Source organism: Seonamhaeicola sp. MEBiC01930, assembly GCF_045277075.1.
Classification (GTDB): domain Bacteria; phylum Bacteroidota; class Bacteroidia; order Flavobacteriales; family Flavobacteriaceae; genus Seonamhaeicola.
This window is the reverse complement of record NZ_CP104270.1, coordinates 1,460,860-1,486,859: the sequence shown is the minus strand read 5'-3', so window position 1 is coordinate 1,486,859 and position 26,000 is coordinate 1,460,860. Positions and strand designations below refer to the sequence as shown.

The 26,000-nt window shown below is 31.1% G+C and carries 27 protein-coding genes; 4 read left to right on the top strand and 23 right to left on the bottom strand.

The genetic code is table 11. The annotated features are described in order from the left end of the window. Positions 1-11: 11 nt before the first annotated feature. The 16 genes from N1F78_RS06445 to N1F78_RS06370 form a co-directional block, all read right to left on the bottom strand. A complete protein-coding gene (locus N1F78_RS06445; protein WP_406685360.1) occupies positions 12-1,031 on the bottom strand; it encodes a sugar phosphate nucleotidyltransferase in 1,020 nt (339 codons plus the stop codon). Positions 1,032-1,065: 34 nt separating this feature from the next. Continuing rightward, positions 1,066-1,500, bottom strand: coding sequence for a dUTP diphosphatase (gene dut / locus N1F78_RS06440; protein ID WP_406685359.1), 435 nt, complete (start codon positions 1,498-1,500; stop codon positions 1,066-1,068). After that, positions 1,490-2,251 carry a DUF6090 family protein gene (locus N1F78_RS06435; protein ID WP_406685358.1) on the bottom strand — a complete coding sequence of 254 codons (762 nt, stop codon included), beginning with the start codon at positions 2,249-2,251 and terminating at the stop codon, positions 1,490-1,492. The genes dut and N1F78_RS06435 overlap by 11 nt, the downstream gene beginning before the upstream one ends. Then, positions 2,248-3,702, bottom strand: a complete 1,455-nt coding sequence (locus N1F78_RS06430) for a lipopolysaccharide biosynthesis protein (protein WP_406685357.1) — start codon at positions 3,700-3,702, stop codon at positions 2,248-2,250. Before N1F78_RS06430 ends, N1F78_RS06435 begins: the two co-directional genes overlap by 4 nt. A 111-nt stretch (positions 3,703-3,813) precedes the next feature. Further along, positions 3,814-4,674 carry an ATP synthase F1 subunit gamma gene (gene atpG, locus N1F78_RS06425; protein ID WP_406685356.1) on the bottom strand — a complete coding sequence of 287 codons (861 nt, stop codon included), beginning with the start codon at positions 4,672-4,674 and terminating at the stop codon, positions 3,814-3,816. 48 nt (positions 4,675-4,722) lie between these two features. Further along, on the bottom strand, positions 4,723-6,303 hold the full coding sequence (gene atpA, locus N1F78_RS06420) for a F0F1 ATP synthase subunit alpha (protein WP_406685355.1): 1,581 nt from the start codon (positions 6,301-6,303) through the stop codon (positions 4,723-4,725). Positions 6,304-6,330: 27 nt separating this feature from the next. Then, positions 6,331-6,861, bottom strand: a complete 531-nt coding sequence (gene atpH / locus N1F78_RS06415; RefSeq protein ID WP_406685354.1) for an ATP synthase F1 subunit delta — start codon at positions 6,859-6,861, stop codon at positions 6,331-6,333. A 9-nt stretch (positions 6,862-6,870) separates the two neighbouring features. Then, the gene (locus tag N1F78_RS06410) at positions 6,871-7,374 is read right to left on the bottom strand and encodes a F0F1 ATP synthase subunit B (protein WP_406685353.1); all 504 of its coding nucleotides are present in this window, start codon (positions 7,372-7,374) and stop codon (positions 6,871-6,873) included. An 88-nt stretch (positions 7,375-7,462) separates the two neighbouring features. Then, the gene (atpE, locus tag N1F78_RS06405) at positions 7,463-7,654 is read right to left on the bottom strand and encodes an ATP synthase F0 subunit C (RefSeq protein WP_102756010.1); all 192 of its coding nucleotides are present in this window, start codon (positions 7,652-7,654) and stop codon (positions 7,463-7,465) included. Positions 7,655-7,697: 43 nt separating this feature from the next. After that, on the bottom strand, positions 7,698-8,783 hold the full coding sequence (atpB, locus tag N1F78_RS06400) for a F0F1 ATP synthase subunit A (RefSeq protein ID WP_406685352.1): 1,086 nt from the start codon (positions 8,781-8,783) through the stop codon (positions 7,698-7,700). Between the two features lie 104 nt (positions 8,784-8,887). Continuing rightward, complete coding sequence (locus N1F78_RS06395) at positions 8,888-9,286, bottom strand: hypothetical protein (RefSeq protein WP_406685351.1); 399 nt, start codon at positions 9,284-9,286, stop codon at positions 8,888-8,890. Continuing rightward, positions 9,279-9,512 (bottom strand): AtpZ/AtpI family protein, encoded by a 234-nt coding sequence (locus N1F78_RS06390; protein ID WP_406685350.1) that lies wholly within the window; start codon positions 9,510-9,512, stop codon positions 9,279-9,281. Before N1F78_RS06390 ends, N1F78_RS06395 begins: the two co-directional genes overlap by 8 nt. Beyond that, entirely contained in the window at positions 9,472-9,885 is a 414-nt protein-coding gene (locus N1F78_RS06385; protein ID WP_406685349.1) for a polymer-forming cytoskeletal protein, read from the bottom strand. Before N1F78_RS06385 ends, N1F78_RS06390 begins: the two co-directional genes overlap by 41 nt. A gap of 8 nt (positions 9,886-9,893) precedes the next feature. Beyond that, on the bottom strand, positions 9,894-12,461 hold the full coding sequence (locus N1F78_RS06380) for a tetratricopeptide repeat protein (RefSeq protein ID WP_406685348.1): 2,568 nt from the start codon (positions 12,459-12,461) through the stop codon (positions 9,894-9,896). A gap of 127 nt (positions 12,462-12,588) precedes the next feature. Then, positions 12,589-13,284 (bottom strand): ABC transporter ATP-binding protein, encoded by a 696-nt coding sequence (locus N1F78_RS06375; RefSeq protein ID WP_406685347.1) that lies wholly within the window; start codon positions 13,282-13,284, stop codon positions 12,589-12,591. 5 nt (positions 13,285-13,289) lie between these two features. Beyond that, a complete protein-coding gene (locus N1F78_RS06370; RefSeq protein WP_406685346.1) occupies positions 13,290-14,762 on the bottom strand; it encodes a DUF5687 family protein in 1,473 nt (490 codons plus the stop codon). Positions 14,763-14,869: 107 nt separating this feature from the next. Here N1F78_RS06370 and N1F78_RS06365 point away from each other — a divergent pair, with 107 nt between their 5' ends. Then, positions 14,870-15,925 (top strand): 2Fe-2S iron-sulfur cluster-binding protein, encoded by a 1,056-nt coding sequence (locus N1F78_RS06365; protein WP_406685345.1) that lies wholly within the window; start codon positions 14,870-14,872, stop codon positions 15,923-15,925. Between the two features lie 28 nt (positions 15,926-15,953). On the opposite strand, the gene N1F78_RS06360 is transcribed toward N1F78_RS06365, so the two are convergent. Both N1F78_RS06360 and N1F78_RS06355 read right to left on the bottom strand, forming a co-directional pair. Continuing rightward, positions 15,954-16,979, bottom strand: a complete 1,026-nt coding sequence (locus tag N1F78_RS06360; protein WP_406685673.1) for a glycosyltransferase family 9 protein — start codon at positions 16,977-16,979, stop codon at positions 15,954-15,956. 50 nt (positions 16,980-17,029) lie between these two features. Then, entirely contained in the window at positions 17,030-17,635 is a 606-nt protein-coding gene (locus N1F78_RS06355; protein WP_406685344.1) for a DUF4254 domain-containing protein, read from the bottom strand. 136 nt (positions 17,636-17,771) lie between these two features. On the opposite strand from N1F78_RS06355, the gene upp reads away from it, so the two are divergent. Continuing rightward, positions 17,772-18,425, top strand: a complete 654-nt coding sequence (gene upp / locus N1F78_RS06350; RefSeq protein WP_406685343.1) for a uracil phosphoribosyltransferase — start codon at positions 17,772-17,774, stop codon at positions 18,423-18,425. On the opposite strand, the gene N1F78_RS06345 is transcribed toward upp, so the two are convergent. Beyond that, the gene (locus N1F78_RS06345; protein ID WP_406685342.1) at positions 18,402-19,343 is read right to left on the bottom strand and encodes a DUF6427 family protein; all 942 of its coding nucleotides are present in this window, start codon (positions 19,341-19,343) and stop codon (positions 18,402-18,404) included. The two genes, upp and N1F78_RS06345, sit on opposite strands and share 24 nt — an antisense overlap. Before the next feature lie 71 nt (positions 19,344-19,414). Here N1F78_RS06345 and N1F78_RS06340 point away from each other — a divergent pair, with 71 nt between their 5' ends. Next, positions 19,415-19,642, top strand: a complete 228-nt coding sequence (locus tag N1F78_RS06340; RefSeq protein ID WP_406685341.1) for a DUF6341 family protein — start codon at positions 19,415-19,417, stop codon at positions 19,640-19,642. Here the strand turns inward: N1F78_RS06340 and purD are convergent. Further along, positions 19,637-20,908: a phosphoribosylamine--glycine ligase gene (gene purD / locus N1F78_RS06335; protein ID WP_406685340.1), complete on the bottom strand. Its 1,272-nt coding sequence runs from the start codon at positions 20,906-20,908 to the stop codon at positions 19,637-19,639. The genes N1F78_RS06340 and purD overlap by 6 nt on opposite strands. 34 nt (positions 20,909-20,942) lie before the next feature. Here purD and N1F78_RS06330 point away from each other — a divergent pair, with 34 nt between their 5' ends. Next, positions 20,943-22,307 carry a phenylacetate--CoA ligase family protein gene (locus tag N1F78_RS06330; protein ID WP_406685339.1) on the top strand — a complete coding sequence of 455 codons (1,365 nt, stop codon included), beginning with the start codon at positions 20,943-20,945 and terminating at the stop codon, positions 22,305-22,307. Here N1F78_RS06330 and N1F78_RS06325 read toward each other — a convergent pair. The 3 genes from N1F78_RS06325 to N1F78_RS06315 form a co-directional block, all read right to left on the bottom strand. After that, entirely contained in the window at positions 22,297-23,061 is a 765-nt protein-coding gene (locus N1F78_RS06325) for a glycosyltransferase family 2 protein (RefSeq protein WP_406685338.1), read from the bottom strand. The genes N1F78_RS06330 and N1F78_RS06325 overlap by 11 nt on opposite strands. A 2-nt stretch (positions 23,062-23,063) precedes the next feature. Then, on the bottom strand, positions 23,064-24,470 hold the full coding sequence (locus N1F78_RS06320) for an exopolysaccharide biosynthesis polyprenyl glycosylphosphotransferase (RefSeq protein WP_406685337.1): 1,407 nt from the start codon (positions 24,468-24,470) through the stop codon (positions 23,064-23,066). A gap of 95 nt (positions 24,471-24,565) precedes the next feature. Next, complete coding sequence (locus N1F78_RS06315) at positions 24,566-25,912, bottom strand: exopolysaccharide biosynthesis polyprenyl glycosylphosphotransferase (RefSeq protein WP_406685336.1); 1,347 nt, start codon at positions 25,910-25,912, stop codon at positions 24,566-24,568. Between the last annotated feature and the right edge of the window lie 88 nt (positions 25,913-26,000).

Below are 26,000 nucleotides of genomic sequence, written 5' to 3'. Positions count from 1 at the left end.
AGTTTTATTTTTTATTCTAACACAGAGTAATCTCCAATACTAATGCTAGTGTAATTACCATTATATTTAACATGATTACCAATCATAGCATTATCTAAATTAGCGTTTTTAATTGATGTGTTGGCTTGAATTAAACTGTTTTTAACAGTTGAATCTTCAATAATAGTGCCATTACCAATAGAAACATAAGGGCCAATAGTAGCATTTTTAAGCACTACGTTTTCTCCAATAAAACAAGGCTCTATAATTTGAGTGTTCTCTAAATTTACTGATGAAGCAACTAATTGCTCTTCACCATCAGCTTTTAAAAACCCTAACATACGCTGATTAGTTTCAATAGTAATAGCCTTATTTCCGCAGTCCATCCACTCATCAACAGATCCTGTCTTAAATATTTTACCATCAGACATCATACGTTTAATACCATCGTTTATCTGATATTCTCCGCCATTCATAACATTTTCATCAAGAACCTCTTGAAGCTTTTCTTTTAAAACTGCAACGTCTTTAAAGTAGTAAATCCCTATAACAGCTTGATCACTTACAAAAGTCTCTGGCTTTTCAACCAGTTCAATTATTTCTGCATTATCATTTAGCTTTACAACACCATATGCTTCGGGGTTATCCACTTGTTTCGTCCAAATAACACTATCTGCAACTGGGTCTAAATCAAATTCTGCCCTAATTAAGGTATCTGCATAAGCAATAACAGCTGGTCCAGACAAAGATGGTTTTGCACTCATTATAGCATGCCCTGTTCCTAAAGGTTGGTCTTGGCGATAAATAGACGCTTTAGCGCCTAAACTTTTGGCTAAATCTTCTAAACTAGAAACAACATCATCACCAAACCACGCTGGATCTCCTAAAACAAAAGCCACTTCATCTATTGGCTGTTTCAATACTTTGGCAATATCTTTTACTAACCGATGTACAATGGGTTGACCTGCAACAGGAATTAATGGTTTTGGTACGGTTAAACTGTGTGGGCGCAATCGAGAACCTCGACCTGCCATTGGGACTATTATTTTCATTTTTTAAAATTAATTTATTTATATAATAATTCGTTTATTTTACTCCTGTACTTCCAAAACCACCTGTTCCTCTTGAGGTCTCAGAAAGTATTTCTACCTCTTCCCATTCGGCACGTTCATGTTTTGCAATTACTAACTGCGCAATCCGTTCACCATTTTCAATAGTAAAATCATCATTAGAAAGGTTTACCAAAATCACCCCTATTTCGCCTCTGTAATCAGCATCTACTGTTCCTGGAGCATTTAGTACAGTTATTCCTTTTTTAGCCGCTAAACCACTCCTAGGGCGTACCTGTGCTTCTGTGCCAATGGGTAATTCTATAAACAAACCTGTTTTAACAACAGTTCTCTCTAATGGCTTAAGCGTTATTGATTCAATAATATTTGCCCTTAAGTCCATTCCTGCTGAAGCAATGGTTTCGTAATGAGGTAAATCGTGACTCGATTTATTTATTATTTTAATTTTCATGTTTTTCTATTTCTGATTCTAATAAACCAATAATGGATATCAATTCTTTTCTTAAAATAGGGCCCTTCTTTATAACGGAGTTAACCCAACTCGCTAAGAAAGTGAGGTGATTTTCGTACTTGTCAGAATCTATTATTTTAATGAACTTCTCTTTTATTCTTCGTTCTTCTTCTTCTGAAATTTCTGCCTTATTTCTGAAATAGTGATAATTACCTAAAATCCCTTCAGACAACAAATATTTATGAAGATTCTGAGTAAGAAACAATATAACAGCCTCTTCGCTGTCTTTATAATCCATGAGTAAGTCTTGATAGCCAGAAACTTTTTCTTTTAATACATCATTAGAAATTAATTCAACTTTTCCAGAACTAATTATAGAGTTATAAATACCTTGAAAAGGATCGTATGAGGGTGTGTTATTAACTCGCTGAATTAACCTATATAAACTATCTATTGAAAACCCACTAGGGTTAATTGACGCGATGGTTTCAATACTTTCCTTTTTTGCAATATGGTCGTCAAACTTATTATCAAACTTAATAAGGTTTGTACTAAACTCCTTATGAAGACTTTTCATTATTTTAAGTTCTTCCTTTTTAAGTTCTCGGTTGCTATTCCAGGTGTTTACTTGTAGAGCCAATAAAATTCCTATCATAACAAGAATGATTTCCCCAATAGCATACTTTAAATACTTTCCTACCTTGTTTTCATCAAGTAGTTGTTTTCGTATTTTACGGAAGAACTTTATCACCTTTTTAATAATTGCTTAATCTGATTTTTTTCTGAAAATGAAATAACACCCAAAAATACAACTAACATGGAAATTCCAATAACATAATTCTCTCTAAATTGATAGAAATAAACTAACGAAAATAATATTGACATTGATAAATACAATCCAATTTTCTTCAAGTTATACGGTATTGGATAATATTTTCTACCGAAATAATAAGACAATAGCACCATACTACCATAAGCCGCTAAAGTAGCAATAGCAGAACCTTTGTAACTTATAAGGGGAATTAACCAAACATTTAGTACTAAAGTAATAATAGCTCCAACTACAGAAATATAAGCGCCAAACTTTGTTCTATCAGTTATTTTATACCACACAGAAAGGTTGTGGTAAATACCAAGACAAAAACTTGCAATAAGAATTATAGGTACAATCCACATGGCTTCCCAAAAGTCTTCATCTCTAATAATTATTACTTTTAGAATATCTGAGAATACCACAACGGTTAATAAAATACCTGAACCAAAAATCACAAAGTATTCTAAAATTCTAGCATAATTCTTTTGTGGGTTTTTTGCCTTCGCATGACTGAAAAAATAGGGTTCTATACCTAAACGAAAGGCAGTAGCAAATAGAGTCATGAATAGTGCTAACTTATAACATGCTGAAAACATCCCAACTTCATCTTCTGGATTTTCTGCTGTTGATAAGCTACTGTCTAGTAGAATACGGTTAAATGTTTCTATAGTGGTATAGGCTAAACCTGCAATTAAAACAGGAAAGGCATATCGTAGCATTTGTTGCCATAATATAGAATTGAATTTGTATTTAATTTTCCCATAAAATGAGAACATTAGAATAAGGGTAATACCACTGGCCACCAGATTTGCAATAAGCACATAACTTATTTCAAAATCTGTCTTATAAATTGAAGCAAATAGATCATTTTCTTTTGCTAAGCCTGCTAATAAAAGGAAGAAAAAGAGATTAAGTCCAATGTTTATAGCAACGTTTGTAATTTTTATCATTGCATATTTCATAGGTTTTGCATTAGCCCTTAACCATGCAAAAGGAATAATAACCAAAGCATCAAGCAATAAAATCCAAATGACAAAACTAATATGATGAACCTCAATATCTGTGACATCAGCAATTTGATTTTGGAATAAAAATGCTAAACCAAATATAGCCAAAGAGGTAAATATGATGGATAATGTAGCTGTTCCAACTACTTTATCTTGGTTATCCTCTTTGTTAAAGAAACGAAAAAAAGCAGTCTCCATTCCATAGGCCAAAATCACATTAAAAATAGCAAACCAAGAAAATATTATAGATACTTTGCCATAAACGCCAACTGCCATTACCTCTGTATATAGCGGCGTAAGTAAAAAAGTTAACATTCTAGGTAATACAGTGGCTAAACCGTAAATGAATGTTTGCTTAAAAAGAGATTTCAATGCGCTCAAAAATGCGTTTTTTGTAATGCTAAAAATAGGGCTTTTAAAACAAAAAAACCTAACTCCGAAAAGTTAGGTTTTACTATTTTATGATAAGATTCCTTCTTTGGAAGGAATTTATTAATTATTCAAAGCTTCTGCACCACCAACAATCTCAAGAATTTCGTTAGTAATAGCAGCTTGACGCGCTTTATTATAAGTTAATTTCAACTGGTCTCTTAACTCAGTAGCATTATCAGTTGCTTTATGCATTGCCGTCATACGTGCACCATGCTCTGAAGCAAATGAATCTCTAATACCCTTATATAATTGTGTTTTTAAAGACTTAGGAATTAACTCTTCAACAATCTCTAATTTAGATGGCTCAAAAATATAATCGGCATTTACGTTAGCATCTCCTTCAACAGGAACAATTGGTAAAAACTGCTCAGTCATTACAATTTGAGTTGCTGCGTTTTTAAACTTGTTATAAACAATTTCAATTTTATCAAACTCACCTTCAACAAATTTATCCATTAAAAGTTGAGCTATTTCAGCAACATTATCAAAAGTTAAATCGTCAAAAACTTCACTTTTGTTTGCAATTACTCTATCTGTCTTTTTAAAAGCATCATTAGCCTTTTTACCAATAGTTAAATAAGAAACTTCTTGGTTTGCATAAGTATCAGAAACTAATCTATTAATTTCTTTAATGATGTTAGAATTAAAAGCACCTGCCAAACCTCTATTAGAAGTAATTGGTACTAAAAGCACTTTCTTTAATTCACGTTGTTCAGAATATGTGCTTCCTGAATCTGCATCTAAAGTAGCACTTAAACTCTGTAAAAGCTCAGTTAATTTATCTGCATAAGGACGCATAGCTGTAATAGCATCTTGTGCCTTCTTTAACTTTGCAGCTGATACCATTTTCATGGCACTGGTTATCTGCATTGTTGAAGATACCGATGATATTCTGTTACGTATTTCTTTTAAATTTGCCATATTTTGAAATATGAAAAATAGATTCCTATCATTGACAGGAATCTAAAATTATGCTATATATTTTCCTGATAAATCTTTTGCTACAGTTGTTAATGTATCTGTAACTTCATCAGTTAATTTACCTGATTTTAATGTGCTTAAAACATCTGCATGCTTAGCCTTTAAGAATTCAATGAAATCTCTTTCAAATTCTTTTACTTTTTCAACAGGAACATCTCTTAATAAGTTCTTAGATCCTGCATAAATAATAGCAATTTGATCTTCTACTGTAAAAGGATCATTTTGAGCTTGTTTTAAAATCTCAACATTACGCTTACCTTTTTCAATTACATTTAAAGTAACAGCATCTAAATCTGAACCAAACTTAGCAAAAGCCTCTAATTCACGGAATTGCGCTTGGTCTAATTTTAATGTACCTGCTACCTTTTTCATTGATTTAATCTGTGCATTACCACCAACACGAGATACAGAAATACCTACGTTAATTGCAGGACGTACACCAGAGTTGAATAAATCACCATCTAAGAATATCTGTCCGTCTGTAATAGAAATTACGTTTGTTGGAATATATGCAGAAACGTCACCCGCTTGGGTTTCAATAATTGGTAATGCCGTTAAAGAACCTCCACCTTTCACTAATGGTTTTAATGAATCAGGTAAATCATTCATGTCCTTAGCAATATCATCATCATTAATAACCTTTGCAGAACGCTCTAATAATCTTGAGTGTAAGTAAAAAACGTCACCTGGATACGCCTCACGTCCCGGTGGTCTTCTTAATAATAAAGACACCTCACGATAAGCTACTGCTTGTTTAGATAAATCATCATAAATAATTAAAGCTGGACGACCAGTATCTCTAAAATACTCACCAATTGCAGCACCTGCCATTGGAGCGTATACCTGCATTGGTGCAGGGTCTGATGCATTTGCCGCTACAATAGTTGTATAAGCTAATGCGCCTTTTTCTTCTAATACCTTAGCAATGTTTGCTACAGTAGATGCTTTTTGTCCTACAGCAACATATATACAATATACAGGTTCACCTGCATCATAAAATTCTTTTTGATTTAAGATAGTATCAATACAAACTGTTGTTTTACCAGTTTGACGGTCACCAATAACTAACTCACGCTGTCCTCTACCTACAGGAATCATAGCATCAATAGACTTAATACCTGTTTGTAAAGGTTCTGTTACTGGCTCACGGAAAATAACCCCAGGAGCTTTACGTTCTAAAGGCATTTCATAAGTATCTCCAGCTATTGGTCCTTTACCATCAATAGGATTTCCTAAAGTGTCTACAACACGTCCAACAATACCTTCTCCAACATTAATAGAAGCAATTCTACCAGTACGTTTTACAGTTGACCCTTCTTTAACTCCTACAGAACCTCCTAATAATACAATACCAACGTTGTCTTCTTCAAGGTTAAGTACAATACCTTCTAAACCACCATCGAATTCAACTAATTCACCGTATTGTGCATTAGCTAATCCGTAAGCACGTACAATACCATCACCTACTGTTAATACTGTTCCTACTTCATCTAATGAAGCGCTAGCTTCAAAACCTGAAAGTTGTTGTTTTAAGATTGCTGATATTTCAGCTGGTTTTACTTCTGCCATCTTATTATTTATTTAGATATAAATATCTTAGTTTAATGTAAATTCTCTTTTTAATTTATTAAGTTGATTTGCAATACTTGCGTTGTATTGTACATCACCTATGCGTAAAATGAAACCACCTAAAATGCTTTCATCTACAATATTATCTACTTCAATTTCTTTTCCTGTAAGTTCCTTAGCTTTGGCTAAAACTTTTTTCTTTAAGTCATCAGTAATTGCAACAGCAGTGGTAACCGTAGCTAATTCAATTCCTTTTGATTGATCAAATAACTGATTATACTTACTTGCAACCTCACCTAAAAGATCAACTCTGTTGTTACTAATTAAAGTTTCTATTAAGCTAATAGTTGTCTTATTAGTTTTTTTGAAAACCTCTAATAAAACAGATTTTTTAATTGTTGAACTTATTACAGGACTTTGAAGCGTATCTTTTAAATCTTTACTGTCTGCAATTGTAGCAGCAATTAACTTCATATCTTTATTAACAGCATCGGCTGCTTTTTGATCTGATGCTAAACTTAAAATTGCTTTTGCGTAACGTATAGCTGCTCTTGACATAGTTTATAACTAGTTTTCTAATTTTGCTTCTCCTAACATAGACTCAACTAATTTTAGTTGCTTGTCTTTATTAGATAATTCTTGACGAACCACTTTTTCTGCTATTTCTAAAGAAATACCAGCAACCTGACCTTTAAGCTCTGCCATAGCTGCTTTTTTCTCACTCTCAATAGCATCTTGTGCTTGCTTAATCATTTTATTGGCTTGCTCCTGAGCTTCTTCTTTAGCATCTTCAATCATCTTGTTTTTGATATCTCTTGCTTCTTTAAGCATGGTTTCACGCTCAGCTCTAGCTTCTTTTAATAACTTTTGATTATCAGCTTGAAGGTTTTCCATCTCTTTTTTAGCATTTTCAGCTGCATCAAGAGCATCTTTTATACCTTCTTCTCTATTGTTTACAGAATCTAAAATTGGTTTCCAAGCAAATTTTCTTAACAAAAACACTAATGCTAAAAACAATACTGTTTGCCAAAAAAATAATCCTAAAGAAAACCCTCCAAATAACTCTTCCATAATTACTAATTATATGTTTTTCTAAAAACTTCTGTTTAATTTAAAAGAACAGCTACAACCAACCGTTGTAGCTGTTTCTCTTGTTTTGTTAAACTGCAAATAATGCAGCAAATCCAATACCTTCAATTAAAGCCGCTGCAATAAGCATAGCTGTTTGAATTTTTCCTGTAGCTTCTGGTTGACGAGCAATTGCTTCCATAGCAGAACCACCGATTCTACCAATACCGATACCGGCACCAATTACTACTAAACCTGCTCCTACGATAGCTGGAATTTCCATAATATATATATTTAATAATTAAACATTCAACTTAATAAGCACCTTAGTGATGGTCATGGTCTTCTACGGCCATTCCAAAATAAAGCGCTGACAATACTGTAAAAATATATGCTTGTAAAGCTGCTACTAACAACTCTAAAATACCTAATACAAATGCTAATAAAAATGATAATGAACTACCTAACCAGTTGTTGAAAATAAACATCATACCTATGATACTCATTAATACCACGTGACCTGCTGTAATATTGGCATATAAACGAATCATTAATGCAAATGGTTTAATGATAGTTCCAAGCAACTCAATTGGTGCTAAAATAATTTTCATTGGTACCGGAACTCCTGGCATCCAGAAAATATGCTTCCAATAGTTTTTATTACCTGAAAAAGTGGTTATAAAGTATGTTATTAAAGCTAAACATAATGTAACAGCAATATTATTTGTTACATTCATACCTATTGGTGTTAAACCAAATAAATTCACAATCCATACAAAAAAGAATACCGTTAACAAGTAACTCATATATCTCTTATACTTCTTTTCACCAATATTTGGAATTGCTATTTCATCACGCACATAAAGAACAATAGGCTCTAAAAAACGCCCCATACCCTTTGGCATGCCATTATTGTTTTTATATGATTTAGCCATTCTGCTAAACATAAAGAACATGATAGCAAAAACCATAGCAATTAAAGTTACGTTTTTGGTGATAGAAAAGTCTAATGGTTTTTCATTAGTAGCGTGATGATGCTCATCCTCAACAATCTCACCATTAGGCCCGTCTACTTTATATATTTTTCCGTGGAATTGCTTGTAATAACTTCCTCCTGCTTCAGCAACAGTTTCTCCGTGATGAAACTTAGAAGATGAAAATACTTTTAATCCATTATCCCAAAGAATTACTGGTAATGGAAAACCAACATACTTATGCTCACCAGCATCATTGGTGTATGAATACAAACCAAAATCATAAGAATCTAGTAAGTGATGTTGAACATATTCTTTTATTTCAGTCCTTAAGTCAGACCCTGATTCTTCATGTTGATTACTTTCTGAACCGAAAGTCATGAAGGTTATAAAAAGTAGTAATAATGTAATCGGCTTAAAAGCTATTTTTTTTCGCATATCACTTTAACTAATAGTGGCTTAAAAATCGGTGCAAAGGTATGCTTTTATATGAAAAACAAAAACTATTTTGACTTTTATTTCAGCAGATGTATTTCAAGGGGTTATGAACTTGTTTCATCTAAATTATTTAACCATTTACTTAAGCTAATAGTTTCAATAATTAACCCCAACACATAAGGCACAAAAAATGAAGCAAACTCCAATTTGGAAACAACACCATCTTGCTTAAAAATTGGTTGAAATACAATAAAAAAAACGGCGAATTTAATTAAGCTTCCTGCCAAAAATAAAAAGCCTAATTGGCTTTTATATTTTTTTCTAAGCAAATACAATAATCCAAAAACCTTGATAACCAGAATAAAGTTTAAAACATACGATAAAACAATATGGTTTTCTAGTAATTGATAATTCAGAAAAGATAAAATGGCTAAATGCAAGCCAAAGGTTATGGCAAATAACACAGTTGCTTTAAAAACAAAACTAAAAAAAGGGTTAGTCATTATTAATTCTATTTAGCTGCTTAATTACAGCATAAAGAGACACTGCAACACCTGCTAGGGTAGTAACTATTATAAAAAGTTTATCGCCATTATTGTATTCAGAGTCTAACCATTTGCCCAGAAGCACAAACAAATAAATAGTCACCCCCATTTGTATTGCTACTCCAGATAAAACAGCAACGTTTTTAAGCTGTTTTTTCGGTTTCTGATTTTCTTTTTCCGCCATTATTCATTTCCTTAACTGTACCCTTCATAACACAGGTTACGTTGAAGGTTGCTCCTGGCTCTACAGATAATTTACCTACAATTACCTCACCTTCAATATGCGCAGAAGACTTCAAGGTTAACGTACCAGATAATGCCAATTTTCCAGAAATTTTACCCTCAAAATAAGCGTCGGTTCCTTGTAGTGTACCCTTAACAAAACCCGTTTTTCCTACTACTACTTTTCCTGAAGTTTTTATATTACCTTCAACAGCTCCATCAATTCTAATATCTCCTTCACTATTTAAATCACCAACAATTTTAGTGCCTTGAGCAATAATGTTTTGGCTTGATGTATTTTCTACCATTTTGTTCTTTTTATTTTCGGAAAACATAATGTTGTTTAATTATTATTTACGTTTAAAAAGGCATCTAGGTTTTTATGTATTTGAATTATTTGATAATTAGAAGATGCCATTGAAAAATAAGGTTCATTTATTTTTTTACTATTCTCTTTTGTTAAAAGTTGATTGAATGTTTTTGCAACCTGTCCGTTTTTTATTCCATGAACCACAACAAATGTAGTGTTTAGGTTATACACATCAATAGATGAAGTTAAATCATAATACTTAATACTTACTAAAACTTCGTCCAATTCTTTTTTAAACTCCATAATAGCCTCTGGTTCTGAGTCTTCAAACATAAAAATCACCTTGTGGTGTCCTGAACTATTTGTACTCTCATCAACAAATTCGCTATTGGCTATTTTTGGTAACACCGTATTTTCAATATTTTGAGCTTGTAAACCCTCATTGGTATTGGCATAAGTTACCGCAATATAGTTTATAGCTGCCTTATAAGCCTCATAACCATTTAAACGCCCTGATGCAGTTGCCTTTAAAAGTTCAAACTTAGGAACAATAGACTCTCCATCGTAAATATTGATATATTCCTCACATTTAGAAATTACTTCAGCATATTCCTGATTTTCATGTTTTTCATAAAGTGCTTCATACAAACGTTCCGGACTATTTTCGTCTTTTTCAGAAGCCAACTCAGGGTTACTTAAAATAAGTGCATACCTAGATTCAGAATAATTGGTAATTATTTCATTTTTAGCAATTGAAGCCTCATCATTTTCTCCTAGAGCTTCATAAATTTTATACAGATTGTATTTAGATGGGAGTATTAAACGTTCTTCAGGATTACTGTTTAGTAAATCTTGAAACTTCTCTTTGGCTAGTTTAAACTCCTTAAATTTCTCTTTATAAATAAGTCCTAGTTGGTAATAGGCATAATTTCTTTCTTTTGAAATACTATCAATTTCTTTTGTTTCAGAAGGGATTTTAGAAATATAATACTCTGGATTAAACCTTTCATCTTCTGAAGCCGAAGCTACAACATCATTTACACCAGAATTATTTATAGCACTTGAACTGCTATTGTTAGACCACCTCCAATTATCTTCTGAGTCTCTATTCCCCCAAATTTTCACAAACTCATTTTTACCAAAAGCTACTGTAGTTGGATTATAAAAATAAAACAATGTGGCCTGTCCTGGTGCAACTCCAGGAGTATTAGGTCTTACTATACTGTTATTATTGGTTATTAAACCACTATTTCTTTTTAAAGCCTCCTGCTTTTCTAGAGCTTCTTTTTCTTCTTCAGCTTTTTGTTTTAGTTTGTTAATAAAGGTTTCAAAATATGCAATACGGTCAGCTTCAGGTAAATTTACCAAATGCAAAATACTATCATTAACTTGAGCAACACCTTCATAGTAAATAACATCTTCCAAGTTATCACGCTTTCGTTTAATAATTCTGTAAGGTTTAGAATTAAGAACCAAACTAGTCATAGTACTATCATAATAGAACCCTGCATCTCTATACAAAGACTTATCAAAATTCATATCACCTAAAATCTCATAATTTCTTGCATTAAGTATTTTATCTCTAGATTTTTCAAGTAATGATTTATTAAAATATGTAGTTGCTAATGAATCAGATTTATTATTTAAATGATAGACCCCAATTTGATGGTAAATTTTATCTAAGAAAGGCCTATTTTCTCTATCTCCTTCAAGATCTGCCAACAGCTCAGAGGCTTCAATCCTATTACCATTTTCAAAATCAAAGTTTTTAATTTTCTCTAAATGCGCACTTATCATATAAATTCTAGGAGTCTTTCTATTAAGCTCAATAACCTTATCAAAGGCCATATTTGCACTGTCTTTATATCCTAACTCATTATAGAGTTGTCCTTGAATAAAACGATAACGTCCACGTTCATCATTACTTCTTGTTGCATTTGAAGCAATTTCCAACTGAGTTATTGCACTATCTATAGATTTTGTATTAATGTAAGCTTGGGCTAACATAGAGGTTGCGTCTGCCAAATCTTGATTAACTAGGTTCTCATACTTTAATAGGCGCTTTAAATTTGTAATGGCAAGCTCATTATTGTCTAAACGAATATTGGTCTTTTCTCTCCAAACCTTAGCTTGGTTTATTTTATCACTGGCAGGGTATTTATAGAGTATGTAATTTAGTGCTTCTAAAGCAGGAATAAAACGTTGATCAAAATACCTGGCCTTACCTAAAAGTAAATAGGCTTCATCCATTTGTGGATTTTCCTCTTTACCATCAATATTCATACTATGCTTCTGAATTGCTTTTACAGCTTTTTCTTCAGCTTGGGCAAAATCTTCATTTTTTGATTGTCCTGGAAGAATAACTTCATCAGAAATTTGCATCCGCTCAATAGGCAAGACATTCCAATAGTCATCAAAATAGCCTTGATTAAGACTACTTCTACCTTGCTCTAATGCATTATATCCATTATAAAGCGCATTATATTCTGCAGTTATTGCATGATAGTTTCTACTAACAAAATTGTCTTTTTTTCTTGAGCAACTTACTATTAAAAAAACGGAGAAAAAAGAAACAAGTATGACTTTAAAAGATGTTTTCAAATTTGATTTTTTTAGTCTTATAAATAACTGTAATCTTCAGTTATTATTATATTGACGTAAAAATAAACATCTTTTTGGATTTACCAGTTAACAGCACACTAAATTCCTAGATTAAAGAAACTTGACTCTAGCCAGCAAAGTGTTCTTCCAATTCTTTTAAGGTGGCTTTACTGGTTACAAGGTCCTTTATTATTTCACCCTTTTCAAGCACCACAATACGCTCGCAAACATCAGTTACATGCATTAAATCATGACTGGAAATTAAAACTGTTACTCCCTTGGTTTCTGCTAAATTCTTTACTATACCCTTTAACCTAATTTGGGTTGTTGGATCTAAATTTGCAAAGGGTTCATCTAAAATGATAACTTCTGGGTTACCTATTAATGATGCTACGATACCTGCTTTTTTCTGATTTCCTTTACTCAAGTCTCTTAGATACTTTTTTTGTCCTAAAATTTCTCCATGGAAAAAGTCTTCGTATTGAGCCACTAGGGCATCAACATCTGCCTTGTTTTGTCCCCGCAATTCACCAATAAAATAGAAATACTCTTCTGGTGTTAAATACCCAATTAAAAAACTTTCATCTATAAAAGCAGAAGTAAAAGGTTTCCAATCTTCACTTTTATCTACCTGAATATTATTGTTAATTATGTTACCTGTAGTTGGCTGAATCAAATCAAGTAATAAACTGAAATATGTTGTTTTACCCGCTCCGTTATTACCAACTAGCCCAAAACTTTGTCCTTTAGGAATCTCTAAAGATTCAATGTTTAAAACAGTATTAATATTATATTTTTTTGAAAGATTTGATGTAGAAATCATAATGTTTAATCGTTTTGTTTGTATGCTGAAAGTGTTTTATACTTTTCAGATTTGTATACTTTTTCAATTATATCAAAAACTTTGTTTTTGAATAATAAACCTGCAACCCCGAAAAGTGCAACTAAAATAAATCCAAAGGTTTCACCTAAGGTAAAATGTCCTATTGCGTAAATAATCATTGGCAAAACAAGCTTAGGTATGGTAAGCAACAGGGTTTTTGCATTGAATGATTTTTTATCTCCAAATGCTTTCTTATTTGAAGTTAAATCTATAGGCGTTTTAATATAAGCACCTCCCCATAGTACCATATGTGAATTCACACCAATATTATAAATAGCGCCAACAACAACTGCCACATAAGCTTGCCACCCAAAGTATAAATAGAATGCCGATAATATAGTTGAAACAATAGTTGCTATTACCATTAAATACCATTTAGATGAAATGTATTCTTTATATCTAATGTTTTGACTCATCATTAGCGGGTAGTAGGCACTATCCCAACTTGGTACAAATTGACCGAAACTAAATAAAAACCCTCCAGATACAAATATACCGGCAAAAATTCTCCAAAAAGGTCCATCATAGACTTCAATAGAACCTGTAAAAAATAATAACCCATAGAATAAAAACAAACCACTCATTAAAATAGTAGTTTTAGAACGTTTATTCCTTTTTAATAACTTAATATCATTCTTTAAAAATGTTGAAATGCTTCCAAATCTATTTAACCATGCAAAATCTTCACTCTTAACAACTTCAACTTTTTTTGCTAAACCGCCATCTAAATAGAAATTATTTTTAAAATAATTGTATGCCATTTTATATAAGCCACATAATAATAACAAAGGTGCTAAAGCTAAATATGGCTGGTTATAAAACGCTTGAAATACGGGTTCTGTGAATGCTGTAAGATCAAAAATTTGGTGATATTTTAATAAACCAAAGACAACTATAATTCCTAACACAGAATAGAAAACCACATCTTTACTATTAACAAAAACATTAATAAAGTTATTACTGTAAATAAGAGCCATAATTGCCAAATGCCAACCTAAGACATTTAAAAACGGATAACCCTGTACAATTAGAACTACTGAAAATGGAACAAAAAAGAAGGCGTGCACAATATTAAAAAATGACAATACTGTTTTATTTAATGCAAAATGCACCACTTTACCTTTTTTAATTGGTAAATAAAGTAATGGTCTTATGTTTACTATAGGCATTTTTTGAAGGAAATACCGAAATACCAAATCAAAAATTATATAAAAAATTAGATACCTATTTAGGAATATGACAGGGTCTATATTAAAAACTTTTTTAATAGCGAAAAAAGCACCTACTCCTAAACTTAAAAATGAAACTATCATACTTAGTGCACTAAACCCTAGCAAGATTTTTATAAACAAATTCATTTTAAAAGACGGCGATCTAAAAAAGGCTTTCCATTCTAAACTTATAAAATGTTTTATCATAATTCTGGATGGTGGTTACGTTGATATTAGTAACTATATTGTTTAAATTGTTACAATTAAAGTAAAAATTAAAAATCTACTTCATTATTTTTGTCAAAAACATATTTATGTCATCATTCCATAAACTTAGTATAAAAAATATAAAGAGAGAAACTAATAAAGCGGTTGGTATTAGTTTTAATGTACCTGACAATATAAAAAACGCTTTTGGTTTTAAAGCAGGACAATATATTACTTTAAAAACAACGCTTAATGGTAATGAGATAAGACGTGATTACTCATTGTGCGTATCACCAAAAAGCGGTGAATTAAAAGTAGCAATTAAGGAGGTTGTAGATGGTACCTTTTCGGCTTATGCAAATAACCAATTGCAAGCTGGTGATGTCTTAGAGGTAGGCACCCCAAATGGAAGGTTTGTTTTTGAACCTAACGATAGAAAAACCAAAAACATAGCGCTATTTGCTGCTGGTAGTGGTATTACACCTATTTTAAGTATTATTAAATGTGCATTAGAAGAGGAGGTAAATAGTAAAGTTATTTTGGTATATGGCAATAAAAGCACCAATGACACTATGTTTTTAAATGAACTACTTGAGCTTCAACATACTCATAAAGACCGTTTTTCCATCCAGTTTGTTTTTAGTCAAAAAGACGAGGAAAATTCCATTTTTGGAAGAATAGAAAAAAGTACGGTTAATTATATCATGAAGAACAAACATAAGCATGTAGAGGTTGATGCTTTTTATCTTTGTGGACCTGAAGCTATGATTCACACGGTAAAAGATGTACTAACTGAAAATGATATTGATGAAAACCGCATTCATTTTGAATTATTTAAAGCGGCCAAACCAGTTGAAATAAAAGAGGAAACTGTTATTAGTGGTTCTACTAAAATTACCGTTGTTGTTGATGATGAAGAAACTACGTTTGATATGCCTCAAAAACAAACCATACTAGAAGCGGCATTAGATAAAGATTTAGATGCTCCTTACTCTTGTCAAGGTGGTATTTGTAGTAGCTGTTTAGCAAGAATTAAAGAGGGGGAAGCTACAATGAGACAAAACAATATTTTAACTGATAGTGAAGTTGCAGAAGGTTTAGTTCTAACCTGTCAAGCCAACCCAACAACACCAACTTTAGTTGTTGACTATGATGACGTTTAAGGTTTTTTAGGTTAGGCTCCTCTAATAATTAAAACCTAAGAATATTTTTAATTTTTTCTATTATTGTTTTGGGAGAAATACTTCCCGATGCCTCTTTGTAGCTTTCAGGATACTTATTTCCGTAAACAGAGGTTGGTGTCTTCGGAAACTGCTCTCTATTTGACAAAAGGGCATAACCTTCTGGCTGATTAAAAGGTGCAAAACCAGCATAAGGGTGCGTTACGCCCCAAATAGTTACAACTTTAACCCCTAACATAGCCGCAATATGCGCATTTCCAGAATCCATAGACAACATAGCATCTAAATTAGAAATAACGTCTAATTCTTCGCCTAATGACAACTTACCTGCAAGATTTATAACATTAAATTTGCGTTCTATTTTATTTAATTTTTCAATTTCATGCTTTCCGCCACCAAAAAGAAAAATTTGATGTTCTTTAGAAAGTTCATTTATCACTTCTTTCATTAAATTTAGAGGGTACATTTTCCCCTCGTGAGCCGCAAAAGGCGCTATACCAATTTTCTTCTTTATAAGAGGGTTACCCAATAAGGCCTGAACTTTTTTACTTAAATTAGCTTTTTCAGGAAATGTTGTTACTGATAAATCGGTCTTAAACCCAAGTTGTTCAAAAACATCAGCATAACGGTTATGCGTAGTCTTTAAAGGCCCAAAAAAATTCCCTGAGGTTAGTTCCTTTTTTTCTTTTCTACCTTTATCAATTTGAATGAATTGAATTCCAATTAAAAAAAATTTTAAGACATTACTTCTTAAAACATTGTGCAAATCTGCAACAGCATCAATTTTTAGTTTTTTAAGTTCCTTTGAAAGTTTTAATAGGCCCAAAATACCTTTATGCTTTCCTTTAACGTCGGCAGAAAACACTGAAACATTAGGCAAATCTCTAAAAAACGGGGTGAAAAATGCTTTAGTTAAAACAGTAATTTTAACGTTAGGATATTGCTTAACTAACGCCCTTAAAACTGGAACTGTCATAGCCACATCTCCCATGGCAGAAAGACGAATTACCAGAATATGATTAGGTTGTTTAGACATCATCTACACTTATGATAGAAATCCTGAAACACGTTCAGGATTACAAATGATTACTTTTGGGAGCGCAGTACAGGATTAAGCTCATCGTCATTATACATCTTCATTTGCTTATACACTTTCATGTATTTATCGCCATTTTCAATATCATTTAAAAGCGTGTCAATAGCAGTAGATAAATCTATACGTTGTTCTAATAAAACATCTAATTTCTTTTGGCAAGTCTCTCTATGAGTATCAGAAGCATCTGTACGGGTTGCTTCTTCATTCATGTGGTAAACTTTTAACGCTAAAATGGATAATCTATCAATTCCCCAAGCTGGACTTTCAGTATTAATGGTGGCCTCTTCTTTTACCATAACGTCTTTATATTTTTCTAAAAAATAACTATCTACATACTCCACCATATCAGTTCTATCTTGGTTAGAAGCATCTATTTGGCGTTTCAAAGTTAAAGCTGCAACAGGATCAATTTGTGGGTCTCTAATTATATCTTCATAATGCCATTGAACCGTATCAATCCAACATTTTCTATAAAGTAAATGTTCTAACAAATCATCTTTACTATATGGGTTATTAAAGGGTTGATCTACAGAATCTATTTTATGATATTCTTCAATAACTTCTTGAAAAATCTTATTGGCTTTACTTGTAAACATAATCTAATAATTTAATGAGCAAATATACTTTAATTTAATAACTTTACTATCTATGTCAGACCATAATAAACCTTGTTTCCTGGCAAAAAAAAGGTATCTTTTTCTGAAATTTTTAATTTAAATATTATCTGTTTTTATGCAAATTCATCATGTTTCCTGGCAAAACTCGATACTCAATACATTTCTTTCTGAAATTAGGGATGTAACTATTCAAAAAGACACTATGAGATTTAGACGCAACATTGAACGCATAGGTGAGATTCTTGGGTATGAGTTAAGTAAATCATTAAATTTCACCCCAACCCATATAGAAACTCCTTTGGGTAAGTGCAACATCGATATTTTCACCAATGATATTGTTCTGTGTTCCGTCTTGAGAGCTGGAGTTCCACTACATAATGGGTTGTTAAATTATTTTGACAAGGCTGAAAACGCTTTTATTTCGGCATATAGACACCACAAAAATAATCCTGAGAATTTTGAAATAATAGTAGAGTATTCTGCTTGTCCAAGTTTAGAAGGTAAAACTCTTGTTTTAGCAGACCCTATGTTGGCTACAGGACAATCCATGGTTGCCACTTTTGAAGCTTTAAAGCCATTTGGAAAACCTAAAGAAATTCATTTAGTAAGTGTTATAGGCGCTCAACAAGGGGTTGATTTTGTTAGTGATAATTTTAGTGATAATACGCATTTATGGATTGCTGCTATTGATGAAAAACTTAACAATAAAGGCTATATTATTCCTGGTTTAGGAGATGCAGGAGATTTAGCTTTTGGTGAAAAGTTGTAAAACCAATAACACAACTGGCACAATTACTAAAGTAGATAAGAAAATTTCTTGAAACCACTTTTCTTTTATTGTTTCAATATAGTTTGTAACAACTATGGCTAAAGGCGCAAATAAAAATAAAAACTCACTACCATTTTTTTGTGGGGCCAAAATCACAATAAAAAAAGCAATTATTCCGGATAAAATAATGATTTTAAAAGAAGCTCTATAAGCCTTTTTCTGCTTTTTAATATTCTGTAAATAAAACACAGAAGACCAAGCACCAAATGACAATAAAAGTGTGATGGCTACTATAAATTGTACAGAATCATAATTACTAAAATCATAACTACTTACTGTAGTTAAATTTAAAGCATCAAAAAAACCGTTATAACTAATAATTGATATACCAATAGAAATAACAAAAACTGTGGCTACTCCAACAAAAGGAATAATCCAATGCTTTATATTATTATCTGTATATAATGCCAATGCTAAAAGAATTAAGACAAAAAATAAAATAGCCCAAAAATAAAACAAAGAGGCAATGGCTACCCAGAATGCAGCATCAAACAACTTCATTTTCTCACTTTTTTGTGAACGCAAACTCATTACGCGTCTTAAACTCAGTAAAATAAAAAAGTTTGAAAATAAAATATTGGTATTAATGGTAGCGGATGGAATCAGTAACAAGAATAAACTAAACAACAGAATTTCATAGTTGTTTTGTTTGGTTAAACTATTCTTACTAACAATAAAATTTAAGAGTAAAATTGAAAAATAGCATGTACCAAGCAGCACCAATTGCTTTATAATTAGAAGTAAAGTTATTGTTTCTTTTATTAGGTGAATTCTAGCTATTAAAAAAGCTAAAACTGTGATAAAAAAAACAACAATAAAGTTTATTGGTTTAGATTTACTAAAAATACTTGTAATCATTAACTCTTTTTGTATTTTTGTCCTGTAAATATACTAACTATAACATGGTTAGAAAACAATAACAATTACTAATGAAAGATTTCTTTTACGCAATACAAGATTTATTTGTTGATGTTCTTTTTGCTCCACTTGATGGACTTAGAGCTTTGGAACTTGATAATTGGTGGCTTGCCAATTCTATTTCTTGGATTTTTACCGTTGTTTGTATGGTTGCTATAGTTTACTGGATGAAGCAACTAAAAATATTCAACGATAACAACGAAGAGGATAAAAGCGTTTCTTCGCATTCTTTTTTATAAGTCGAAACCAATATCTTTACGATAATACATCTTATCAAAATGTAGTTTTTCTATACTTTGGTAAGATTTTTTTATGGCTTCTTGATAAGTATTTCCATATGAAGTAATAGAAATAACTCTACCTCCAGAAGTTACTACTTTACCATCTTTTAATTGTGCGCCAGCATGAAAAGGAATAGAATCTTCAATAGCATTTATTCCTTTAATTTCTTTACCTTTTTCATAGGCTTCAGGATAACCCCCAGAAACTACCATAATGGTTGTTGCGGCTCGTTCATCAATATCAATATTTACAGTATCTAAAGTTCCATTAGCCATGGCTTGAAGCACCTCTACCAAATCGTTTTTCATTCTCGGGAAAACCACTTCAGTTTCAGGATCACCCATTCTAACATTATACTCTATAACTTTAGGATCGTCTCCAACCTTAATAAGCCCAATGAAAACAAAACCAACATAAGGTAAGTTGTCTTTTTTAAATCCTTCAATGGTAGGTTTAACAATACGCTCTTCAATTTTGTTTAAAAACTCATCTGTAGCAAAAGGCACAGGAGAAACAGCCCCCATTCCACCAGTATTTAAACCCGTATCACCTTCACCAATCCGTTTATAATCTTTAGCTGTTGGTAGTATTTTATAATTTTTGCCATCGGTTAAAACAAAACAACTTAATTCTATACCATCTAAAAATTCTTCAATAACAACTTTAGTACTTGCATCTCCGAATTTAGCGCCAACCAACATGCTTTTTAATTCAACTTTGGCCTCATCTAAATCATTTAAAATAACAACCCCTTTTCCAGCTGCTAATCCATCTGCCTTTAAAACATAAGGCGGATTTAATGTTTCTAAAAAAGCATATCCTTGTTCAACATTTTCCTTTGTAAAACTTTCATAGGCCGCTGTTGGGATATTATGACGCATCATAAACTCTTTGGCAAACTCTTTACTTCCTTCCAACTCAGCAGCTTCCTTTTGGGGTCCAATTACTGGAATATGATTTATTGCATCATCATTTAAGAAAAAATCATGAATACCATTTACTAAAGGATCTTCTGGTCCAACTACAACTAAATCTATTTGCTTAACTAGTGCTAAATTTTTAATTGCTTCAAAATCTGTTACGCCAATGTTAACATTGGTAGCAACTTCTGCTGTCCCTGAATTACCGGGCGCAACATATAATTCATTACATAATGGGCTTTGAGCAATTTTCCAAGCAAATGTGTGTTCTCTTCCTCCAGATCCTAAAACTAAGATATTCATTGTGTTATTTTTTGATTCTGCAAAAATAGAATTAATGCCTCTAATTCACGAATATTTTTTAGTTACTTTACAAATATTTCAAGTACCCGTGAACTTATTCAGTTTTTCATTAAAATTTAAAGGCTTTCCATTAGAAAAAGCAAAAAAGCACTTAGGTTATATTCAAAGTATTGATGAAAAAGATTACGCTTCTTTTATTGAAGAGAAAAGAACTGATATTTTGCTTTACCACTTAAACAATAATAGATTTTACAAAGACTTTGCTAAAAATACGAATATAGATGACTGGAATTCAGTTCCTATTCTGACAAAAGCTGATTTACAGACACCTCTAAACAATAGATTATCTGAGGGGTTTTCAACTAAAAACATATACACAAATAAAACTTCTGGTTCTTCTGGTACACCATTAATATTTGCAAAAGATAAATTTTGTCACGCCATTACATGGGCAAATTTTATTAATAAATACTATTGGCATAATATTGATGTAAACTCCTCAAAACAAGGTAGGTTTTATGGAATTCCGTTAAATAAATCAGGGTATTATAAAGAACGTTTTAAAGATTTTTTGGGAAATCGCTTCAGGTTTTCAGTGTTTGATTTGAGTGATACTGCTCTTGAAAAAGTTTTAAATAAATTTAGAAGAATACCTTTTGATTACTTGAATGGTTATACAAGCGCCATTGTACAATTTGCTAAATTTCTTAAAGAAAAGAATATTGTTTTAAACAAGGTCTGTCCCTCATTAAAAGCCTGCATTGTTACTGCGGAAATTTTATTTGACAATGATAAAGTGCTTTTAGAAAACACACTAGGAGTTCCTATTATAAACGAATATGGTTGTGCTGAAGTTGGCTTAATTGCATTTAATAATGTACAAAAAGAATGGGTTATAAATACCGAAGATTTATTTATTGAAATTTTAGACTCAAACAATAAACCTCTACCTTTTGGTGAAGAAGGAAAAGTTGTGGTAACATCGCTTTACAATAAAGCACACCCTTTTATTAGGTATGAATTAGGAGACTTTGGGGCTATATCAGAAAACAGCACTCCCAAAAAGTTAATACTTGAAAAATTGGTTGGAAGAACAAATGACTTTGCAATTTTACCTAGTGGCAAAAAAGCAGCCGGTTTAACATTTTATTACATTACCAAAACAGTTATTGAGGATAATGCCAATGTAAAAGAGTTTGTAATACAACAGTTAAAACCAGATACCTTTAAAATTATTTACTCAAGCTCTAAGGAGCTTTCTAAAATGAAAATAAAAGATATAGAGGTATCCATTGAGAAATACCTAGAAATTGGTTTGAAAATTGTCTTTGAAAGAAGAACGGTCTTAAAAAGAACTAAAGCGGGTAAACTAAAACAGTTTACATCTCTTATAAACTAATTTTTTGTTTAGATTTTACAAAAAAGTGCTCAAAAAGAAAGATTATTAAGCAGTATATAGATTTCCTACTAGAAAAGCCTAAGCCTTTCTTATAAACCCAATAGTTGTATTTTAGAAGATTCCATTTGTTTGATGATACAGAGCTTTCTCTAACCCTGTAAATAGCTAATGACTCTTTAATTCCCATTGCTGGTTTTCCAGACTTCTTTATAGCCTCTAGCCATATTAACCAATCTTGCCGCTTACGTAAATTTATTGAAGTAATCTTCCCTAAAGATTTAGCATTATATATGCCTGTTAAATTGCCTACATAGTTACTCTTTAAAAGCTTTTTATAACTAAGGGTTTGTAGTGCACTGATTTGTTTATTAAGTAATTCCCCTTCTTCATTCATTAGTTCATAACTGGAATAGCAAACTTTACAATTATTAATTTGCATAAATGAAATTTGCTTTTCTAGTTTTTCAGGTTTCCATAAATCATCCGCATCTAAAAAAGCAATAAAGTCTCCCTTAGCTTCTTTAATTCCTTTATTTCTAGAAAATGCGGCACCGCTATTTTTTTTGTTTTTTATTAAACGGATATTAGAATTTCTATTTGAAAAGCGACTAACAATTTCTATGGTAGTATCAGTAGAATTATCATCAATAATAATCAACTCCCAATCTTTGTAAGTTTGATTTATAACACTTTTTATAGTGTCCTCAATAAAACGCTCAGAATTGTAAGTAGGAGTGATTATGGAAACTTTCATAATTAGTATGCCTTAATATCTCCTTTGAAAATGCCTATTACGGTTTGAAAAATAATTTTCAAGTCTAACAGTAAAGACCAATTCTCTATATAAAATATATCGTACTTAATTCTATTTATTATATCTGTATCAATTTCAATTTCACCTCTATATCCCTTTATTTGGGCTAATCCAGTTACACCAGGTTTTACTTGATGCCTAAATATGAAATTATATTTATCTATTTTCTTTGAGTACTCATCCGTATATGAAAGCATATGAGGTCTTGGACCTACAACGCTCATATCTCCTTTAAATACATTAATAAATTGAGGTAATTCATCAATACTAGTTCTTCTTAAAAATTTTCCGATTTTAGTTACTCTTGAATCATTTTGTTGCACATATGAACCCTCTATTTCTTTGGTAATAAATAACGATCTATACTTATAACAATCGAACTCTTTGTAATTAATACCATTTCTTTTGTGTCGATAAAACAAGGGACCTTTTGATTCTAATTTTATTAGTACAAACAAAATAATTGAGACCCAAGACATTACAAAAATTATAATAAATAAGGAGAATATTATATCAAATATTCTTTTTATTACTTTATTAAATTCATTATTTAAAACACCCTCCTGAAAAGTTAATACTGGAAGATAATTATAATAATCTGTATGTAACCTTTTTGTGAAAAACTTAAAATTACTAGGTATAAACTTTATATTACAATGGTTTAAGTTAGCATATTTAACAAAATTATTTACCTCTTTTTCATTAAGTTCATCAATAGCGCAATAAATTTCATCAATGTTTTTATGGTTTTCTAAGTACTCAAAACAATGAACTATAGAGTCATTTAAGTTACTACCATTAATACCAAATGTTTTCTTAACTTCATAACCCAAATCCTTTTGAGTTTCAAAAAATTTTAAAAGCTCTACTGCATTTTCTCCTTTTCCAATAACTATTATATTTCTAATATTTCCCTTTAAATATGAACGAAATAGTTTTAATAAATAATAACTTGATACTTTAAAAAATCCTATTGCCAAAAAGCAATATAATAAATAATTGAAAGTAACAAATGAAGGTAAATTTACACTCCTAAAAACTCCCAAAAAGGCAAAGACTATTATTGAATATAAAAAAAACTGCTTAGTTAATAGAGAAAGAATATTTAAAATAGTAGTATATCTGTAAACCTTATAAAATTTAAGAGCATATGTCGATAATAGCCATAAAACACCTGAATAAAAGCCGTATAGTAAGTCCTTATTGTTTAAGAAATCCGAGGAAAAAAAGTATAAATCTTCGTTGTTTAAATCTAACATGGAGAAAGACAAAACATTGATGATGGTTATATCACACACCATTAATATTGGCCTAAGCAACCAAGAATATCTGCCTCGAATATACCCCATTAATAATTATTTATGATTTTTTCCTGTTCAGCCTAATTACAGCTAAACCCAATTATTATACAAAGGGATGTAACCGTAATTTCAAAACTACTCTTTTAATACGCCTTATCATCACCCCTAAACACATTTAAAATAGTTTGAATGACAATATTCAAATCTAATAAGAGGGACCAATTCTCTATATAAAAAATGTCGTATTTAGTTCTATTTATAATATCTTCATTTGTTTCAATCTCCCCTCTATATCCTCTAACTTGAGCTAATCCTGTAACCCCTGGTTTAACAAAATGTCTAACCATATATTTAGATATTTTTGGTCTATATATCTCATTCTGCCTCCATAAATGAGGACGTGGACCAACCACCGACATTGAACCAAAAAGAACGTTAATAAATTGCGGCAATTCATCAATACTAGTTTTTCTAATAAACCTACCAACTTTTGTTATTCTTGCATCATTTCTAGTTGCTGAATCTTCAGATCTTGAATTAATCGTCATAGATCTAAATTTATAACAACCAAAACCTTTTTCTTTTATACCAGGTCTATTTTGTTGAAAAAAAATAGGGCCTTTACTCTCTATAACTATAAATAGCCCTAAAATTGGAATTAGCCATGAAAGCACAAAACAAATAATAAAAAGCGCAAAAACAATATCAAAAACCCTTTTAATAACATTATTGAAATGATCATCTAAAGGGAATTTTCTTAATGATAAAATTGGTGTAATATCATAATAATCTAGATAGAAGTTTTTACTGTATAAGCCCTTGTTGTCTGGAATAAACTTTATGGTTTTTACATTAATATCACAAAACTCAATAAAATGTTTTATTTGAATATCTGAGAGTTCACCTAAAGCACAATAAACTTCATCAATATTATTCTTTATTATAAAATCATAGCTTTGAGAAACTGTCCCCTTACTGCTATGATTATCGACTTCATCCGTAAAAAACCCGATAAACTTATAGCCAAACCCAGGTTCATTATTGAAAAAAAACTCTAATTTTTTGGCAGAATCATTTGCTCCAATAATAACAACGCGTCTATAATTACTTCCTGTGATTATCCTATACTTTTTTAAAATTATATGAATAAAAACTCTCCAAATAATAAACCCAAAATAAAGGCAAAATAAAAATTTAAAAACATCGATAATTGCAATGTTTTTATCTTTTATATAGAGATACGAAAATATTAATAAAATAAAAACTGAAACCTGTTTAGATAATAATGATATTATCTTAGTTACTTTGGTAAACCTGTATACACTGTAAAATGAAAAGGAAAAAGAAAGAATTAACCAAAACCCAACAAAAAAGATAATATCAGAAATTTTTGTTGTTAATAAACCCCAAGCAAAAAAAGAAACAATACATAAGTCTAAAATAAATAAAATAGGTCTTATTAACTTAGAATAACCTCCTTTCTTAATCATAAAAACAACTTAAAACCATATTACTAGTACAAATATAGTTTAATCTTAACAAAAGAAGAATGGAATAAATATCTTTGTTTTCAGTATT

Excerpts from the sequence above, each read along its gene's own strand:
- N1F78_RS06320 (WP_406685337.1), bottom strand. The coding sequence starts at position 24,470 with ATGGGGTATATTCGAGGCAGATATTCTTGGTTGCTTAGGCCAATATTA.
- atpG (WP_406685356.1), bottom strand. The coding sequence starts at position 4,674 with ATGGCAAATTTAAAAGAAATACGTAACAGAATATCATCGGTATCTTCA.
- atpB (WP_406685352.1), bottom strand. The coding sequence starts at position 8,783 with ATGCGAAAAAAAATAGCTTTTAAGCCGATTACATTATTACTACTTTTT.
- N1F78_RS06375 (WP_406685347.1), bottom strand. The coding sequence starts at position 13,284 with ATGATTTCTACATCAAATCTTTCAAAAAAATATAATATTAATACTGTT.
- N1F78_RS06365 (WP_406685345.1), top strand. The coding sequence starts at position 14,870 with ATGTCATCATTCCATAAACTTAGTATAAAAAATATAAAGAGAGAAACT.
- upp (WP_406685343.1), top strand. The coding sequence starts at position 17,772 with ATGCAAATTCATCATGTTTCCTGGCAAAACTCGATACTCAATACATTT.
- N1F78_RS06410 (WP_406685353.1), bottom strand. The coding sequence starts at position 7,374 with ATGGAAGAGTTATTTGGAGGGTTTTCTTTAGGATTATTTTTTTGGCAA.
- N1F78_RS06360 (WP_406685673.1), bottom strand. The coding sequence starts at position 16,979 with ATGTCTAAACAACCTAATCATATTCTGGTAATTCGTCTTTCTGCCATG.
- purD (WP_406685340.1), bottom strand. The coding sequence starts at position 20,908 with ATGAATATCTTAGTTTTAGGATCTGGAGGAAGAGAACACACATTTGCT.
- dut (WP_406685359.1), bottom strand. The coding sequence starts at position 1,500 with ATGAAAATTAAAATAATAAATAAATCGAGTCACGATTTACCTCATTAC.
- atpH (WP_406685354.1), bottom strand. The coding sequence starts at position 6,861 with ATGTCAAGAGCAGCTATACGTTACGCAAAAGCAATTTTAAGTTTAGCA.
- N1F78_RS06330 (WP_406685339.1), top strand. The coding sequence starts at position 20,943 with ATGCCTCTAATTCACGAATATTTTTTAGTTACTTTACAAATATTTCAA.
- N1F78_RS06390 (WP_406685350.1), bottom strand. The coding sequence starts at position 9,512 with ATGGCGGAAAAAGAAAATCAGAAACCGAAAAAACAGCTTAAAAACGTT.
- N1F78_RS06445 (WP_406685360.1), bottom strand. The coding sequence starts at position 1,031 with ATGAAAATAATAGTCCCAATGGCAGGTCGAGGTTCTCGATTGCGCCCA.
- N1F78_RS06345 (WP_406685342.1), bottom strand. The coding sequence starts at position 19,343 with ATGATTACAAGTATTTTTAGTAAATCTAAACCAATAAACTTTATTGTT.
- N1F78_RS06385 (WP_406685349.1), bottom strand. The coding sequence starts at position 9,885 with ATGTTTTCCGAAAATAAAAAGAACAAAATGGTAGAAAATACATCAAGC.
- N1F78_RS06370 (WP_406685346.1), bottom strand. The coding sequence starts at position 14,762 with ATGATAAAACATTTTATAAGTTTAGAATGGAAAGCCTTTTTTAGATCG.
- atpE (WP_102756010.1), bottom strand. The coding sequence starts at position 7,654 with ATGGAAATTCCAGCTATCGTAGGAGCAGGTTTAGTAGTAATTGGTGCC.
- N1F78_RS06340 (WP_406685341.1), top strand. The coding sequence starts at position 19,415 with ATGAAAGATTTCTTTTACGCAATACAAGATTTATTTGTTGATGTTCTT.
- N1F78_RS06315 (WP_406685336.1), bottom strand. The coding sequence starts at position 25,912 with ATGATTAAGAAAGGAGGTTATTCTAAGTTAATAAGACCTATTTTATTT.
- N1F78_RS06325 (WP_406685338.1), bottom strand. The coding sequence starts at position 23,061 with ATGAAAGTTTCCATAATCACTCCTACTTACAATTCTGAGCGTTTTATT.
- N1F78_RS06355 (WP_406685344.1), bottom strand. The coding sequence starts at position 17,635 with ATGTTTACAAGTAAAGCCAATAAGATTTTTCAAGAAGTTATTGAAGAA.
- N1F78_RS06395 (WP_406685351.1), bottom strand. The coding sequence starts at position 9,286 with ATGACTAACCCTTTTTTTAGTTTTGTTTTTAAAGCAACTGTGTTATTT.
- atpA (WP_406685355.1), bottom strand. The coding sequence starts at position 6,303 with ATGGCAGAAGTAAAACCAGCTGAAATATCAGCAATCTTAAAACAACAA.